Genomic DNA, 17,076 nt, shown 5'->3' with positions numbered 1-17,076 from the left:
TGGGAAATGGATGAAACTAGTTTTTTTGCATGGATTAGGCCAAACCAATGATAGTTGGATTAAGGTTAAGAAGTTTATGGGGGACGGATACGATACTACGTTCATTTCTATAGATGAATTAGTGAAAACATCTGACACTATTACTTTCAATCAGTTATCTAAGTCTTTAACAAATGTGCTTCATACAATAAATACCCCGTTTATCATCATTGGGCTATCATTAGGCGGGTGTTTTGCATTGCAACAAGCACTTATCACAAACCCTCATTTAAGAGGTATGGTGTTATCAGGAACACCGTACTCATTAGTAAATGGGTGGCAAATCAAAAGCATATTTCAGCTGCAAAAATATATATTTAAGCTAATACCAGCAAAAGTGTGGCGAAAGCAAGGGATAGAAAAATCAACGATCATTCCCCTTTACCAATCAATGGTTAGTTATGATTTATCTCATTCATTGCATCAAATCAACATTCCCACCTTAGTGTTGGTTGGTTCAAAAGACCGTATCAATATGCCTGCTGCAAAAGAATTGACAGAATTGATCCCTCGTGCTCAATTACAAATCATAGAGAAGGGTAACCATGAACTGAATATACAAATGCCGCAACAATTTGCAAAGGAAGTGGAAACTTTCTTAGTGAATACGGATTTAAAATAAGCGATTTAACTTAAGGAGGATAAATGGTGATTCTTTCAATTTTGATGATTGTTTTTATTGCCATTGCCAATATAGTTGGAGCGTATGCAGCGTTTAACAAAAGAAGTATATACAAGGGGAGCACTCATTATTCTAGCATTTGCCCCTGTATTTGGTGGTATGGGGAGTTTAATAGCTGTCTCTATAATCTGCGGTCCGTTTACCGTTTTTTATGGTCTGCAAATAGGATATATATTGCTTGTTAATAGTGGGATAGTATTATTTATCGCCGTGATAGTAAGTTGCTTACAAAAAGTTCTCAAAATGATGTAAATACAATTAAAAGAAGTACTGATAAGGAGCAGCACTTCTTTTAGTTTGATTCTAGCTTTCTCTTTTTGGCACTTATTGCGCCGTATACCCACCATCCATCACGATCGCTTGACCAGTTACGCCTCCTGCTAAATCACTGGCTAGGAACATAGCGTAGTCAGCAATTTCTTTTACTTGTAGTAAGCGTTTTTGTGGAACGAGCGGATAGATGACTTCTTCAAGTACATTTTCTAATGGAACATTTCTAGTTGTGGCTAAGTCTTGTAATTGGTTTTGGACTAGTGGTGTGTCAACATAACCAGGGCAAAGGGCGTTGACTGTAATGCCATCTGCTGCTGACTCTAGTGCGGCCACTTTTGTTAAGCCGATCACACCATGTTTCGCACTATTGTAGGCTGCTTTGTTGGCAAAACCGATTAATCCATTAATGGATGCAATATTTAAGATGCGACCAGATTGTTGTTCTTTCATTATTGGTAGTACGTGTTTGAGTGCAATAAATGGTGCTGTGAGCATGATTTTAATCATCAGCTCAAATTTCTCAGTAGGGAAATCTTCTATCGGTGCAACATGCTGCAAACCGGCATTATTAATAAAGATATCAATGCTTCCGTGCGTTTTTTTTGTTTCTTCAATCAGGCTGATAATGTCTTCCTCTTTTGTTACATCAGCTTTCAAGCCAGACACTTCTAACCCTTTTTCTTGAAGTAATTGCGCAGATTTTTTGACTTCCTCTTCATTCATATCAGATAGAACGACCTTTGCTCCGTTTTCGGCAAAAATTTTGCCTATCTCATAGCCAATGCCTCGTGCTGAACCTGTTATAATTGCCACTTTATTAGATACCATTTTGACATTCCTCCATATCAATCTAGTGGCTTATTTCAGTATGAAGATGTGTAAAGTAGTAATAGGGAGTTGGGGAGTTAAAACTGGAAAAATCGTAACATACATTCATGGTTTTCGCAATTATTTTATTTTTGGCACAGTTATTGCATTTTTATGATTGAAAAGTTAAAGGAGGTTACAACGATGATAAGAAATATCACTGTGATTGGTTCAGGTGTAATGGGGACAGGTATTGCGATATCGTTTGCGACTAAAGGATACGACGTGATACTGAATGATTTAAACGATGAATTATTACATAAGGCAGAAAAAAGAATATCAGCAGATGTAGCATTACTTGTTGAAGAGGAAGTGTTATCAGAAAAGGAAGCGGATACAAGCTTGAATGCTATTGGATATGTTGCTGACTTATCTCAAGCTGTTCAAAAAGCAGATTTAATTATTGAAGCAATACCAGAAGTGATTGAATGGAAGTGGGATTTATATAAACAGTTGGAAGAATTGAAGCAACCAACAGCAATTGTTGCCTCAAATACATCTACTTTTCCAATTACGAGATTAATGGAGAAGTCCACGTTTGCTAATCAAATGATGATCACGCATTTCTTTAATCCAGCACATCTAGTTCCGTTAGTAGAAATGATTAAACATGAACAGACTTCTGATGCAATTGTTGAAGAAGTAGGAAGCATTATGAAAGATATCGGCAAAGCACCTGTCATTTTACAAAAAGAAAAGTCTGGCTTTATTGCTAATCGATTACAAACAGCCTTAATGAGAGAAGCTTTTTCTCTATTGGCTGAAGGGGTGGCAACAGCTGAAGATATAGATACGGCTATTACCGCAGGACCGGGGTTCCGCTGGGCATTTACAGGGCCGATTGAGATTGCTGACTTCGGGGGATTAGATACTTGGGAAAGAGTATTTCATAACGTTGCTCCAGAATTAAATGACACAAAGGAAGCGCCAGCAATCATCTCTGACTTAGTAGCCGATAAGAAGCTTGGTGTGAAGACAGGTGAAGGGATTTTCCAATATGAAGGAGAGATGGTTTCTAATAAACTATTAGAAAGAGACCGTTCCTTTATTCGCTTAGCAAAAATGAAAAAATGATTCTTAGGTGTAGGACGACAAAAAGTTCTACACCTTTTTTGTGATTAAAAATAATCTATTGCCTGGCTATGATATAATAATGAAAATTATCAGATAGTAATCAGCGAGCGTAAGGAGAGATCTCAGATGCAAAACAGTCATGTCATCCAGAATGAACAGTTATTTAACAAAATCATAGATGAGCTGCCGTTAGGGGTGATGATCCTTAATCACCAAAAGGAGCTACTGTTTTGTAATCAAAGATTGTTGTGGATGATGGATGATGAAAGCGAAATGACTCATCTTCTCCAACAAGACTTCCCTCTCAGTACAATTGTGAAGATGAAAATAAATAAAAAAGAGCTATTAATTAAGGGTGAACGGTTAGAAGGGATAAATGGCGCTGCCTATATGTATCTTTGTGCACTGTCAAATGAACCTATTGCAGAGATGCTAACTACCGGCCAAGGACAGCAAGAGAATGAGATGTTAATAGAAGACATTCTCGAATATGCTTATGACGGCTTAGTACTTGTCGATGCAAAAGGCTATGTCGTTCTGTTGACGCAAGCATATGCCGAATTTTTGAAGGTCGATCAGAAAAGCTCAATAGGCAAGCATGTTACAGAAGTAATCGAAAATACGAGAATGCATATCGTTGTAAAAACAGGTAAGCAAGAAACAGCCTCTTTACAGAAAGTAAATGGTGGCTATATGATTGCGACCCGTTCGCCTATTTTTAAAAATGGCAAAGTAGTTGGTGCGGTTGGTAAGCTCCTATTTAAAAATGTTGGTCAGTTTTCCGCATTGTTTAAACGATTACACTCATTAGAAAAAGAGTTGAAGAAATATAAAGGTGATTTTAGAGAAAGTAATAAAGCATCATACTCTTTTCATCATTTGATTGGTGAATCTCCTGCTTTTAAACAAGTAAAAGCACAAGCGATCAAAGTGGCTGAAAATGATTCCAATGTCCTGCTATTAGGTGAGAGCGGAACAGGAAAGGAACTATTTGCACATGCAATTCATCAGGCGAGCAGTAGAGGAATGGGGCTATTTGTAAAAGTGAATTGTGCGGCTATTCCAGCTGAATTAATTGAGTCCGAACTCTTTGGTTATGAAGAGGGAGCGTTTACAGGTGCGAGAAAAGGCGGCAAAGCAGGAAAGTTTGAAACAGCAGATGGAGGCACGATTTTTTTAGATGAAATAGGTGAGCTGCCAATTCATATGCAAGTGAAGTTATTGCGCGTGTTGCAAGAAAAAGAAGTTGAACGAGTCGGTTCAACTAATAGTAAAGCCATCGATGTCCGTATTATTGCAGCCACTAACCGAAACTTAGAGGAAATGGTAGATAAAGGTGAATTCAGATTAGATCTTTATTATCGCCTAAAAGTGATGGAAATAACGATCCCTTCTTTAAAAGAAAGAAAAGAAGATATCTCACGACTGTCTCATTATTTTACTGAAAAATATGCAAACATAATGGCAAAGCCAGTCAAGGGGATTGGCGAAAAGGCACTCCATATCTTGAAAAACTACCATTGGCCAGGCAATATTCGCGAACTTGAAAATGTAATAGAACGCGCGATGAATATGGTTGATCTCAATTGTTTGATTGAACCGAAGCACTTGTCGGCAAATATTAAATTACAAGAAACAGAAGTACCTACACGTACATTAGCTGAAGTTATAGAAGAAACAGAAAAACAAACCATTATACAATGTCTAACAGCAGTTGGTGGCAAGAAAACAGAAGCAGCCAAACGTCTCGGCATTAGCCGTACGACATTGTATGAAAAAATGAACAAATATCATTTGCTAGAGGTGTAAGTAAGGTATGAACGAGATCCTATCAAATTTGGTAGGGTTTTTTTAGTGTAGTTGTTAATTGTCCACACAAAAAGAACGGAAACCCCCAAAGGAGTGTGGGCAATTGGAGTTTGCCCACACTAAAGAGTGGAAATCCCAAGAGAATTGTGGATATCAACGTTTTATCCACATTATCCGTACCCCCCTATTCCCCACAAAAATAAAATAGATTAACGGCAGTTGGAAATGAAGCGATTTTACATAAATCTGTTAAGTAATCCGTACAAGAACGTGGTAGAAATTTATAAGATGTACGTAAATCCATACAGAAATATTTTGATGTTTTAAAAATGACAGTTATTCTGAACGGTTTTTGTTGAAAAAAACGCGTATGAATTAAAAAAAAGAATAAGAATAGAGTGAATCCTTCAGTTGGCACGTTCATTGCATAGTATGGACAGATGGTTTATTGTCAGTATGACTCTAAAGAAGATTTGTAAATGGAAATGAAAACGTTTTCTGTATGTAACGTAATAGGGGGTTACAAAAGGGGGAGAATAGCAACAATCAGATGACTCTGGGGAGAAGTCAGTTTGAATTGTTAGCGAAAATAAAGGGGGATTTCATTGTTTATTGAGATTTTTGCTATTATACTAGCATTAGGACTTTTAATTTTCTTAGCTTATCGTGGTTATCCAGTTATTATTATTGCCCCAATTGTTACGTTATTAGCTGTTGTAATATCTGGCGGGTTATTATTACCGAGTTATACAGAGACATATATGTCGAACGCAGCTAATTATATCAAATCATTTTTCCCAATCTTCTTACTAGGTGCGATTTTCGGAAAAGTGATGGAAATGACAGGAGCAGCAGCAGCCATTGCAAAGACAATTGTATCCTCACTAGGATCAAAACATGCCATTTTAGCTGTTGTCCTTGCTTGTTCTGCGTTAACATATGGAGGCGTTTCTCTATTTGTTGTCGCATTTGCTGTTTATCCTTTTGCAGCAGCTATCTTCAAAGAAGCAGATATTCCTAAACGTTTAATTCCAGGTGCAATTGCATTAGGAGCATTCACGTATACAATGGACGCACTACCTGGTACACCACAAATTCAAAATATTATTCCAACGAATTATTTTGGTACAGATGCTTATGCGGCCCCTCTTGTAGGTATTATTGGAGCCATTATTATCTTCACTGGCGGGATGATTTGGTTAGAACGTCGTAGAAGGAAAGCGCTTGCCAATGGCGAAGGTTATGGTACAGGGCATAAAAACGAGCCTGAAAAAGTTGATCCGAATACGTTACCGAGTTTTTGGTTAGCGATTTTACCACTCGTTGTTGTTATTGCATTAAACTTTATTTTTAGCCGCACAAGTTGGTCTGCGAAATTCTGGTACGATGCATCGCAGCTTTCTGAACAATATAATATTGCTGATCCAAGTACAGTCACTTCAACATGGGCGCTCGTTGCAGCATTAACTATCGGGATAATTGTCGCAATGCTCACGAATGTGAGAAAAATCAAAACAGGTTTAGCAGCAGGGTTAACGACAGCAGCGATGGGTTCATTACTAGCAATCTTTAATACTGCTTCTGAAGTTGGGTTTGGTAATGTTGTAAAAACGCTACCGGGCTTTACAGCTATTCAAGACTGGGTATTTAATGCAAGCAATAATCCGCTAGTCTCGGAAGCAATTGCTGTAAACGTACTTTCAGGGGTAACTGGGTCAGCCTCTGGTGGGTTATCGATCGCATTAGAGGTAATGGGCGCACAATATTTACAGATGGCACAAACATTAGGTATTTCACCAGAGTTACTTCATCGGATTGCTTCTATGGCTTCAGGTGGTATGGATACCCTTCCTCACAACGGAGCTGTTATTACGTTATTAGCGATTACAGGCTTAACACATAGACAATCATATGGAGACATCTTTGTATTGACAATATTAAAAACGGTTACTGTATTTGCATTAGCTTTTGCTATTTCACTATTTATTTAATTTTATCGTTTATAAAATGGAAGGAGAGTCATACCATGAGTAAAATAATTACATCTTTAGATGAAGTGTTAGAACAAGTTCAGGATGGTGCTTCTATAGCAGTAGGTGGTTTTGGTTTATGCGGAATTCCAGAGAAACTCATTATAGCCCTACAAGAAAAAGGAACGAAGGAACTAACGGTATACAGTAATAACTGTGGTGTGGATGATTGGGGATTAGGCTTACTTCTACAAAATAAACAAATCAAAAAAATGGTCGCCTCTTATGTAGGAGAAAATAAAACATTTGAAAAACAATTTTTAAGCGGCGAGCTTGAAGTTGAACTCGTTCCTCAAGGTACATTAGCTGAAAGGTTAAGAGCTGGTGGCGCTGGAATTCCAGGATTTTATACAGCAACTGGTGTAGGCACAGAGGTAGCAAAAGGTAAAGAGCATAAAGAATTTGACGGAAAAACATATATTTTAGAAAGAGGAATTGTAGCGGATTTCGCTTTTGTAAAAGCATGGAAAGCAGATCCATTTGGCAACTTAGTCTTTAGAAAAACAGCCCGTAATTTTAATCCAACTGTGGCGACGGCAGGAAAAATAACGATTGTTGAAGTAGAAGAATTAGTTGGAGCGGGAGAATTAGATCCAGATGAGATTCATACACCGGGCGTATATGTTCAACATGTATATGAAGGAAAAACTTACGAGAAAAGAATTGAGAGACTAACAACGAGAAAAGAAGCTTAAAAGGAGGACATAATCATGATTGGAAGAGAGAAAATACTCAATCGAGCAGTAAAAGAAATTAAAGATGGTATGTGTGTAAACCTTGGTATTGGTATGCCTACTTTAATTGCCGATCGTATCCCTGAAGAATTTGATGTGATGCTTCAATCCGAAAATGGTTTATTGGGCATTGGTAGCTACCCGAAAGAGTCTGAAGTAGACGCAGATCTTATCAATGCTGGAAAAGAAACAGTGACAGCTAAACGCAATGCTTCGTATTTTGATAGCGCAGAGTCCTTCTCTATGATTCGTGGCGGTCATATCGACCTTGCTATCCTTGGTGGTATGGAAGTATCTGAAACAGGTGATTTAGCCAACTGGATGATACCAGGAAAAATGGTTAAAGGTATGGGCGGTGCCATGGACCTTGTTCAAGGGGCAAAACGCATTGTTGTCATCATGGACCATCGTAATAAATATGGTGAGTCTAAAGTGAAAAAGAGTTGTGAGTTGCCACTAACTGGTGAAGGAGTTGTTCATGTACTTATTACGGACATGGCAGTCTTCGAATTCACTGAAAAAGGTATGGAACTTGTAGAACTACAAGAAGGTGTGACATTAGAAGAATTAAAAGAGGCAACTGCGGCTTCTTTTATTGTACGTGAATCGGTGAAGTAAAATGGCTCTAGGGCTGACTCTAATTATTGAGTCAGTCTTTTTAAATTGAGAACTGTAACTAGACGTTACATGGAAACATGAAGCTAGATGCACCCACAAGATACCGGGAAATCATCAAGATGTGTAAGGAAAAGTGAAATGCACCCACAAGCTGGCATAACCTCCAGTCAACACTTTTGTTTGCATCGCATTCGGTTATTCTGAGGCACATATTTCAGCGACTTCTCATATTTGTATTTGCAACGATTCCAGCCTTTCCGATGCACATGTTCCAGGCAATATACTTATTTGCAGTGCTTTCGTTTTTTCCGAGGCACATATGTCAGCGCCTTCTTTTATTTGCAATGATTCTAGCTTTTCCGAGGCTCATACCCCAGCCAACACACATATTAGCAATGCTTTCGTTTTTTACAAGGCAGATACCCCAGCGACTTCTCAAATTTGCAACGCATTCGGGTAATTCCGATGCACAAAATCCATCGCCTTCTCTTGTTTGCAATGCATTCGGTAATTCCGAAGCACATACTTCAGCGCCTTCTTTTATTTGCAATGATTCCAGCTTTTCCGAGGCTCATACCCCAGCCAACACACATATTAGCAATGCATTCGGTTATTCCAAGGCACAAAATCCATCGCCTTCTCGTATTTGCAACGCATTCGGCTATTCCGATGCACATCCTTCAGCGCCTTCTCTTATGTGCAACGCTTCCAGCTTTTCCGATGCACATACCCCAGCCAACACACATATTTGCAGTGCTTTCGTTTTTTTCGATGCACATACTTCAGCGCCTTCTCATATTTGCAAAGCATTCGGTTATTCCGATGCACATACTTCAGCGCCTTCTCTTATTTGCAGTGCTTTCGTTTTTTTCGATGCACAAAATCCATCGCCTTTTCTTTTTTGCAACGCATTCGGTTATTCCGATGCACATATATCAACCACTTCTCTTATTTGCAACGCATTCGGTTATTCCGAAGCACATATATCAGCAACTTCTCATATGTGCATCGCTTCCAGCTTTTCCGATGCACATATCCCAGCCAACATACATATTTGCAATGCTTTCGATTATTACAAGGCTCATATTCCGGGACTGCTTCTCGTTTGCATTGATTCAAGCATTTGCGTGGCACATAATTTAGCCACTTCTTTTGTTTGCATTTGAAAATACCATCAAGATGTGTGAGCAAACGCGAAATGCACCTACAAAAAGAAATTAGTAAAGACGCAAATAAGTGTAACTAAAAAGCTAACGTATAAGAAGTGAAATCATAAACCTTTGCACAACGCATGTTATATTTGTCAAATAGAAAAAAATATATTATTCTACTCTATATAGGAATGAATATTCATTCCTAATCATATGTTGATTGAAGTAAGGAGAGAGTGTATGACTGAGACAAAAAAGTCTAAGCGGCAAGACATTTTAGATGCCGCGATTGTTTTGTTTGCAGAGAGGGGGTATAACGGGACGACGGTACCGATGATTGCTGATGCTGCAAAGGTTGGTGCGGGAACGATTTATCGTTATTTTGATCATAAAGAGAGCTTAGTTAATGTGCTCTTCCAAGAAAAACTAAATGCGTTATTTGAACAATTATTAAAGGATTATCCGACCGAATCAAGTATCCGTGAACAATTTCATCATATCTTTGAGAGTATTCACCACTTTGCGATGGAAGATACACATGCGCTACACTTCATTGATTCTCATTGTAATGAAATATTTTTAACAAAAGAAAGCCAGGAACTATTTGATTCGTTTATAGAATATATCTCCAATGTTGTTAGAGTTGGTCAAGAAAGAGGAGAAATTATCGTTCTCCAAACTGAGGCTTTGATAGGTGTTGTTTATGGTGCCATTGTTCAAATATTAAAAATGGTGCGGGCAGGAACTATCGATGGTAGTTCTCCTTTAATGGATAACTTAGAGGATTGTTGTTGGAATGCGATTAAGGCCAACTAGTTAAACATTAGCTTGAAAGTTTATTTCAAGCTGAATATAAATAGGAATGAATATTCATTCCGTCAGTCACATAAAAAAGAAAGGAGTCAGATCGTGTCAAAGTTAAAAAATGTAAGAACCCTATTATTTTTCGGGTGGGTTGTTATCTCAGTATTAAGTTTCCTATGGATGCCGAATATGGATGACCTCGTTAGAGAAAAGGGGCAAATAACAATACCAGATAATGCCTTAAGTAGAGAAGCGTCACAATTGTTAGAGGAAATGGATGAGAATGCAGATACGTATGATTTTATCGCAGTTATAGGATCAAAAGATGGCAAGGAAATGTCTAATCAGGAGCAAAAGGAATTAGATAAACTGCTTTCAGATGTAAAAGCCAGACAATCATCACTTGGTATCGAAGAGATGACAACGCATTTGGATGGTGAAGAAGCAGCATCGGTTCTGACAGCTGAAGATGGTTCGACCATACTAGCGCAGATTTCTATTGACCGGGAGCAGGGTGAATTACAGGAAGTCGCTAATTCTCTTAGAAGTGAGTTCATAACAGATACACTCGAAGTTTCTATTACTGGCAACGAACTTGTCATGGAAGACTTTGTACAGGCGACGCAAGATGGGATTAAGAAAACCGAGGCAATTGCCGTCGTATTCATCCTACTCGTATTAATTCTTGTTTTCCGTTCGCCGATTATACCGTTTATCTCATTATTATCTGTGGGTGTATCCTATATTGTCTCCATGTCTATTATTGCCAACTTAGTAGATTCATTTAATTACCCATTTTCAAATTTCACGCAAGTATTTTTAGTAGTGATTTTATTTGGAATAGGTACTGACTATAATATCTTACTATTTACGAGATTTAAAGAAGAGCTGAGTAAGCAGGAAACCATTTTAGAGGCACTTAAAGTTACCTATCGTACGGCAGGAATTACTGTTCTATATAGTGGTTTAGCCGTGTTTATTGGTTTTATTGTATTAATGTTTGCTCAATTTAGCTTGTATCAAGCTAGTTCGGCGGTAGCTATCGGTGTAGCAGTCCTTGTAGCAGTGTTGTATACATTTAATCCATTTTTCATGTACGTGTTAGGGAAAAAGATGTTTTGGCCATCTAAGAAATTTGACGGTCATGCGGACAGTAAATTTTGGGGATTTCTCTCAGGACATTCAATAAAGCGTCCTTTTCTCTCATTACTTATTGTTCTTCTTATCTCTCTACCATTTGTATTCAAATACTCAGGAGAATTAAGCTATAACGACCTTCTTGAAGTAGATGATTCTTTTGAATCAAAACAGGGAATCAATCGGATAGAAGACCATTTTCCTTCTGGGTTCTCAGCACCGGCAACATTAGTTATAAAAAATGAGCAATCACTCAATCAACAAGAATCATTGCAAGCGATTGATGAATTGACAGAGAAAATATTAGCTGTCGATGGCGTATCCAAGGTACAATCTGTCACAAGACCAGCTGGAGAAAAAATACCAGAACTCTATTTAAATGATCAAACAGATCAATTAAATCAAGGGATTGGGGATGCTAACAAAGGGGTAGGAACGATACATGATGGTTTATCTTCTGCTGAAGGAGAATTATCAGCCAATCAAAATAGTAATCAATTAGAAGATGTGCAAACACTCATTGATGGAACAACAAATGCTAAAAACGGAGCGTCCACTTTAGTAGAGGCACTGAATGAATTAACAACTGGAATTCAATCAGGTAGTAGTGGGGCAAGTGAGTTAAATCAAGGGATTGCAGATGTGAAGAAAAGTGTGGAACAGCTTTCTGGTGCAACTGGCACATTATTGAATGGTTATACGGAACTGCAAAAAGGGCTTTCCAATACAGGCAATGTATTTACGCAGATGAATACTGCTGTAACAAGTATGACTTTAGCATTTACGCAAATTGAGCAATCATTAACAAACTATATTGAGGAAAATCCAGAAGATGCTACAGATGAGCAAATACAACTGGCATTAGGAACAGCCAGAGAGGCGAAGCTACAAGTTGATGGGTTAAGTACGCAATTAGAATCTGCTTATCCACAATATGAAACGGCGATGGCTCGGTTTGCTGAAGTGAATGCAGGACTTGAGCAAGTTCATACTGGCTTAGGAGAACTTCGAAGCGGTTTAGATGCATTAGAGTCAGGTGCGAATGAGTTGCAAACAGGTTTAGCAAATGGTGCAAGGGCATCAAATGAAATGGCGACAAAAACGGGTGAATTAACGTCTGGATTAGCCCAAATTAATGAGGGGCAAATCATGCTCCAAACAGGTTTAGATGATTTAAGTGAGAAAATGGTGGAATTAGAAAAGGGATTAGCAGAAAGTACAGATGGATTAAATCAAGTAGGTGAGGGTTTACAGGATGCAAATAAGTATCTTAGTGGCTTAAGTGACTCGAAAGCTTCAGAAAAATTCTTTATTCCTGAGGAAGTATTAAATGGAGAGGAATTTCAGCAAGCACTTGATATGTATGTATCAGATAATCAAAAAATGACGACATTGACGATTGTGTTAGAAGAGAACCCTTATACAAATGAAGCGATGAAGGTAATGGAAGAAGTCAATCGTCAAGTGCCGGCAAGTATGAATGCAACCGTTTTACAAGATGCTGAATATGCAATCGGTGGGCAAACACAGCAAAATCTAGACTTACAAAATATTGCTACAGAAGATTTCGCTCGAACAGCAACCATTATGCTAATTGGCATTGGCATCGTTCTAATGGTTATCACACGATCTGTGATGCAGCCATTATATATTATTGCGGCACTCCTATTAGCCTACTATACTTCATTAGGTATTAGTGAATGGATGAGTCAATCTATTCTCGGCGCAAGTGAGCTCGCATGGAATGTACCATTTTTTGGATTTATTATGATTATCGCTCTTGGAGTCGATTATAGTATCTTTCTAATGATGCGTTTTAATGAAGTCGATGGTAATCCGGTAAATGCGATCTTAACGGCAGCGAAAAATATAGGTGGAGTAGTGATATCGGCTGCCATTATTTTAGGAGGGACCTTTGCTGCATTAATCCCTTCAGGCGTCATTACACTGATCGAAGTGGCGCTCGTTGTGCTAATTGGTCTAATCATGCTGAGCTTGCTTATGCTACCAATTTTAGTCCCATCATTTTTAGCAATTGGGGAAAAATTAAAGAGAAGAAGAGAAGAGGGCTAAAGTTAAGTAGAACAATTTCTTCGCCAGTTTTCTTAAGAGCTTGCAAGCAGAAATAAGAAAAGAGCCGAACATTTGCTTTCGGCTCTTTTTCTTTAATCCTTCTTCAACTTAGCAGCCCAAAAATTCCCCAACGACTGCAAGCCCTGTACTAATATAATCAGTAAAATGACGGTGACATACATCACATCAACTTCATATCTCAAATGGCCATAACGGTAGGCTAAGTCACCAAGCCCTCCACCGCCAACGAGTCCCGCCATTGCTGTAGCACCAATTAATCCAATTGTAGCAATCGTTAGTCCAAGAACGATTGAGGAGCGCGACTCTCTAACAAGTACATTCCATATAATATGTCTTGTTTTAATTCCCATTGCTTCATACGCTTCGACAACACCACGGTCAACCTCAAGTAATGCCGATTCCATTAAGCGCGCAATATATGGGGCGGTATAAATGACAAGTGGGACAATCACGCCTTTAACACCAATCGATGTACCAACAATAAACTTGGTAAACGGTAGAATGAAAAATAATAAGATAATAAAAGGTACGGAACGAATGACGTTAATCACTACGTTGAGCACATTATATACAAATTTATTATCTAAAGCTTTACCTGGTCTAGTTAAAACAAGAAAAATACCTAGTGGTAACCCGATCAAAATGGAAATCGCGAGAGAGATACCAACCATTTGGAAAGTTTGTATCGTTGACTCCCATAAATCAGCACCCCATGCATCAAGAAATTCGTTGATGGCGTTCATTGAGTGTCACTCCTTCCACATGGACTTGTTTCTCTTGTAAAAATTGAATGGCTTTGTGAATCTCTGCTGTATCGCCTTTAAAATGGACAAGCAACTGTCCGAATGCTTCATCTTTTAATCTTGTAATATTACCAGATAAGATATTAGGGAAAATATCATATTTTTTCGTTACTAATGCAAGTGCAGGATCACCTGATGATTCACCAAAGAAAGATAATGTTGCCACTTGGCCACTTTCACTTAATTCCTCTAATAGATCATCGGGGATATCATGTGAAAATAAGCTATTGACGAATCTTTTGGTTGTACTGTGTTGAGGAGAGGTAAAGATATCCTTCGTTCGCCCCTCTTCGATAATTTCCCCATTTTCCATAACGGCCACACAATCGCAAATCCTTTGGATAACATTCATCTCATGTGTAATAAGGAGAATCGTAATTCCTAATTCTTTATTGATTTTTAAAAGCAAATCAAGAATTGCCTCTGTTGTATCTGGATCTAAGGCGCTTGTTGCTTCATCGCTGAGTAATACTTCTGGTTCATGCGATAATGCACGGGCAATAGCAACCCGTTGCTTTTGGCCACCAGATAACTCAGCTGGATAAGCATTTTGTTTTTCACTTAAACCGACAATCTCTAAATATTTATTCACTCGACTCTTTACTTCTTTCTTATCTAATCCTGTTAGTTTAAGAGGAATCGCAATATTATCATAAACTGTTGCGGTTTTTAATAAGTTAAACCCTTGAAAAATCATGCCGATATGACTTCTTGCTTCACGGAGTTTTCCTGATGTCAGCGTGGTTAAATCCACCCCATTTACTTTTACAGAACCACTATCAGGTTTTTCAAGTAAGTTCACACAGCGAATTAATGTACTTTTACCAGCGCCGCTGTATCCGATAACCCCGTAGATTTCTCCTTGATTCACTGATAGTGAAACATCCTTTAATGCATGGATGTTTCCTTGTTTTCCTGTAAAGGTTTTGGTTATATTTTTAAGCTCTATCATGATTTGATACTCCCTCCGTAACGCTCATTTTTGATCAGTTTACCAAGAGACGATAACTGAACCGTCAAATTCCTCTTCAACAAACTTTTCAATTTCTTCACTGCGGTAGATTTCAGCTAATTTTTCAAGAATTTCATCATCTTTATTCTCCGTACGGACAGCAGCGTGGTTTACGTAAGGTGAATCTTTAGGCTCGATAAAGATAGCGTCTTTAGAAGGGACAAAACCAGCTTCAATCGCAAAGTTTGTGTTAATTGCAGCAGCGTCTAACTCTTCTAGTTGTCGAGCGATTTGGGCAGAGTCAAGTTCAATAAATTCATAGTTGCCATTGTTTTTTTCGATATCACGTACAGTTGAATTGATACCTGTTTCAGGATCTAATTCGATTAATCCAGCTTTTTCAAAAAGTAATAGTGCCCGGCCACTATTTGTTGGGTCACTCGGTAGACCGATTTTTGCGCCGTCTTTTAATTCAGCGACATCTTTTACATCGAGTGCATAGATGCCCATTGGGAATGAAACGGTATCAAAAGATTTAACTAAATCTAAATTTCTATCTTCTTTAAATGCATTAAAATAAGGCTCTGTTTGAAAAATGTTTAAGTCAATCTCTTTTTCAGCTAATGCGACATTTGGCATCACATAATCAGTAAAAACTTGTGGTTTAATATTGATATCTTCTTCTTTAGCTAATTCAATTACTTTTTCTAAGATTTGCTCATGTGGACCTGCAGTGACACCAATGACTAATTCTTCATCGTCATATAATCCTTCTGTAGAGTTGCTGGTTTCATCACTACCACATGCAGCTAAGCCTGTTAAAGATAATAAGAATGTACCTGTTAATAACCATTTTTTCATGATGATCGAACTCCCTTTTGTTTATTTTGTACTTCTAATAATTGAAGTGCTTGTAAAACAGATTGTTCATTTATCTCGTTTTTCATCAAGTGAATAGATTCAGTTGGGCGTATAGCCTTTTTCACAATTGTCTTAATGAATCGCTCATCATTCACATCTATATTTAGAGCAGAGAGGCTACTTGGCAATTGCCAGCTCTCATAAAACGGAAGAAGGTAATCAATTTCTGTCCATTTTTCTTCGATGGCCAATTGACCAAGTATCCCGTAAGCGACTAATTCCCCATGGAGAAAGTCATGGACCGTATCCGCAACGGTTAGTCCGTTGTGAAGTGAATGGGCACCAGCAATTCTCCCTGCCTTTTCGCCGAATCCACCGACCATCCCCCCAGTCATGATAATCGTTTCAATCACTCGAATAAGTGCTGGTGAGGTTTCGTTTTGGGCTACTGCTTGTAGTGCGGCTTCCCCATCATTAAGCAATGTCTCTCGACAAATTTTGGCTGAAAATTGAGAAATTTGTTTAGGCACAGGTAGTGTTTCTTCAGGATAAAAACTTTCAATTAGGGCTTCAGCTTCATAAAACTTGGCTAATGTATCCCCGATTCCTGCTTTTAAATAAGCAAGAGGCGCTTTAGCAATGATTTCAGGTTCAACCAATACGAGGGTTGTCGCAATAGGAAACTCGGTATAATGAGTAAAGCTTCCTTCTTCATTATAAAAAACACTTAATGGTGTCCATGCGGCACAGGTTGCAGCGATTGTCGGTATAAGAATGGATTGAACTGATGCTTCAATCGCAACTGCTTTTGTTATATCCAATGCTGTTCCACCACCAATCCCAATTACGCCATTAGCACCATCATTTGTTAATACTTCTTGGATGGCATGGACCTTTTTTAAAGTAGTGTGACCATCTATGTAATGAAGGCGAATGTTGTGATCGATTACTTCCTTAGGCAAGTATGGCTGTACGGCTTGCCAAGCTTTTTTACCGGTTATTATATGGTATTTGGAAACAGAAATTTCTTTAAGTAGGTTGGGGAGTTCTGTTAAGATACCTGAATCTAATAAATAATATCCAGGCGCCCCTTTAACGATTGTTGCAGTCATTTCCTCTCCTCGTTTCTCTTTGATGTGATAATAAAA

14 protein-coding genes are annotated in these 17,076 nt (G+C 38.3%); 9 read left to right on the top strand and 5 right to left on the bottom strand.

The features are described 5' to 3' along the window. The first annotated feature begins 10 nt into the window (after positions 1-10). Positions 11-661, top strand: a complete 651-nt coding sequence (locus tag MHH73_RS19000) for an alpha/beta fold hydrolase (RefSeq protein WP_341068684.1) — start codon at positions 11-13, stop codon at positions 659-661. An 84-nt stretch (positions 662-745) separates the two neighbouring features. Further along, positions 746-973, top strand: coding sequence for a hypothetical protein (locus MHH73_RS18995; RefSeq protein WP_191812757.1), 228 nt, complete (start codon positions 746-748; stop codon positions 971-973). Positions 974-1,045: 72 nt separating this feature from the next. On the opposite strand, the gene MHH73_RS18990 is transcribed toward MHH73_RS18995, so the two are convergent. Further along, the gene (locus MHH73_RS18990) at positions 1,046-1,822 is read right to left on the bottom strand and encodes a 3-hydroxybutyrate dehydrogenase (RefSeq protein ID WP_191812755.1); all 777 of its coding nucleotides are present in this window, start codon (positions 1,820-1,822) and stop codon (positions 1,046-1,048) included. 183 nt (positions 1,823-2,005) lie between these two features. Between MHH73_RS18990 and MHH73_RS18985 the strand changes: the two genes are divergently transcribed. The 7 genes from MHH73_RS18985 (at position 2,006) to MHH73_RS18955 (ending at position 13,291) form a co-directional block, all read left to right on the top strand. Next, the gene (locus MHH73_RS18985) at positions 2,006-2,935 is read left to right on the top strand and encodes a 3-hydroxyacyl-CoA dehydrogenase family protein (protein ID WP_191812753.1); all 930 of its coding nucleotides are present in this window, start codon (positions 2,006-2,008) and stop codon (positions 2,933-2,935) included. Positions 2,936-3,061: 126 nt separating this feature from the next. Beyond that, a complete protein-coding gene (locus MHH73_RS18980) occupies positions 3,062-4,744 on the top strand; it encodes a sigma-54 interaction domain-containing protein (RefSeq protein WP_225230507.1) in 1,683 nt (560 codons plus the stop codon). A gap of 605 nt (positions 4,745-5,349) precedes the next feature. Further along, complete coding sequence (locus tag MHH73_RS18975; RefSeq protein WP_191812751.1) at positions 5,350-6,735, top strand: GntP family permease; 1,386 nt, start codon at positions 5,350-5,352, stop codon at positions 6,733-6,735. Positions 6,736-6,770: 35 nt separating this feature from the next. Further along, positions 6,771-7,469, top strand: coding sequence for a CoA transferase subunit A (locus MHH73_RS18970; RefSeq protein WP_191812749.1), 699 nt, complete (start codon positions 6,771-6,773; stop codon positions 7,467-7,469). Positions 7,470-7,484: 15 nt separating this feature from the next. Beyond that, positions 7,485-8,126 carry a 3-oxoacid CoA-transferase subunit B gene (locus tag MHH73_RS18965; RefSeq protein ID WP_445662529.1) on the top strand — a complete coding sequence of 214 codons (642 nt, stop codon included), beginning with the start codon at positions 7,485-7,487 and terminating at the stop codon, positions 8,124-8,126. 1,391 nt (positions 8,127-9,517) lie between these two features. Next, the gene (locus tag MHH73_RS18960; RefSeq protein WP_191812745.1) at positions 9,518-10,093 is read left to right on the top strand and encodes a TetR/AcrR family transcriptional regulator; all 576 of its coding nucleotides are present in this window, start codon (positions 9,518-9,520) and stop codon (positions 10,091-10,093) included. A 93-nt stretch (positions 10,094-10,186) separates the two neighbouring features. Then, positions 10,187-13,291 carry an MMPL family transporter gene (locus MHH73_RS18955; protein WP_341068673.1) on the top strand — a complete coding sequence of 1,035 codons (3,105 nt, stop codon included), beginning with the start codon at positions 10,187-10,189 and terminating at the stop codon, positions 13,289-13,291. A 92-nt stretch (positions 13,292-13,383) separates the two neighbouring features. On the opposite strand, the gene MHH73_RS18950 is transcribed toward MHH73_RS18955, so the two are convergent. The 4 genes from MHH73_RS18950 to MHH73_RS18935 are packed head-to-tail and all read right to left on the bottom strand — an operon-like array spanning position 13,384 to position 17,040. Next, positions 13,384-14,055, bottom strand: a complete 672-nt coding sequence (locus tag MHH73_RS18950) for a methionine ABC transporter permease (RefSeq protein WP_341068670.1) — start codon at positions 14,053-14,055, stop codon at positions 13,384-13,386. Then, entirely contained in the window at positions 14,030-15,067 is a 1,038-nt protein-coding gene (locus tag MHH73_RS18945; protein WP_341068667.1) for a methionine ABC transporter ATP-binding protein, read from the bottom strand. The genes MHH73_RS18950 and MHH73_RS18945 overlap by 26 nt, the downstream gene beginning before the upstream one ends. Before the next feature lie 39 nt (positions 15,068-15,106). Then, positions 15,107-15,928, bottom strand: coding sequence for a MetQ/NlpA family ABC transporter substrate-binding protein (locus MHH73_RS18940; RefSeq protein WP_341068665.1), 822 nt, complete (start codon positions 15,926-15,928; stop codon positions 15,107-15,109). Beyond that, positions 15,925-17,040, bottom strand: a complete 1,116-nt coding sequence (locus tag MHH73_RS18935) for an iron-containing alcohol dehydrogenase family protein (protein WP_341068662.1) — start codon at positions 17,038-17,040, stop codon at positions 15,925-15,927. Before MHH73_RS18935 ends, MHH73_RS18940 begins: the two co-directional genes overlap by 4 nt. Between the last annotated feature and the right edge of the window lie 36 nt (positions 17,041-17,076).

The organism is Cytobacillus sp. FSL K6-0265 (assembly GCF_038003465.1).
Classification (GTDB): Bacteria; Bacillota; Bacilli; order Bacillales; family Cytobacillaceae; genus Cytobacillus; species Cytobacillus stercorigallinarum.
The sequence above is the reverse complement of the archived record's forward strand: the minus strand, read 5'-3'. Positions and strand labels throughout refer to the sequence as shown.